1 protein-coding gene is annotated in these 634 nt (G+C 41.2%); it reads left to right on the forward strand.

The features are described 5' to 3' along the window. On the forward strand, positions 1 to 634 hold a 634-nt coding region (locus ACHABW_RS25940), incomplete at both ends, for a Mu transposase domain-containing protein (RefSeq protein WP_435759927.1).

Below are 634 nucleotides of genomic sequence, written 5' to 3' on the forward strand. Positions count from 1 at the left end.
ATTTAGTAACACCTTTTATTTTCAGGTTTTCCCTTCGGAAAATACCGAGTGTTTACTTGAAGGCTTACAACGTATATTTCGCCATATCGGTGGCGTTCCAACTACCGTTCGATTCGATAACTTGTCACCTGCGGTCTCAAAAATCATGGGAAAAGGAGCACGGAAACTGACCGATACCTTCGAAAGGTTTGTCTTACACTACGGTTTCCGATATGAGTTTTGTAATCCAGGGAAGGGAAATGAAAAAGGTCACGTAGAAGCGATGGTTAAATACGTGCGGAACAATTTTCTTTTGCCTGAATGTACGGTGGCTAACTTAGATCACTTTAATAAGGCGCTTTGGAGTTGGGCAGAGGAAGACCGACATCGTGTGCATTATAAAAAGCAAGTACTTCAATCAGAGTTATATAAAGAAGACCAAAGTAAGTGGCTGCACCTTCCAGAGAAAGATTTTGAATGTGCTTATTATCAGGAAATGAAGGCTGATAAGTATGGGATCGTGAGCCTGGATAATAAGGAATATTCCACCTCGCCGAGGTTTGCGAGACAAAGAGTAAAAACACGTCTTACCTTTAATACTGTCGTGGTATTAAATGAAGACAATGAACCGATCGTCACGCATTCTCGACTGTAT

The sequence above is a fragment of the Salipaludibacillus sp. CF4.18 genome, assembly GCF_051262595.1.
Taxonomy (GTDB): Bacteria; Bacillota; Bacilli; order Bacillales; family Salisediminibacteriaceae; genus Salipaludibacillus; species Salipaludibacillus neizhouensis.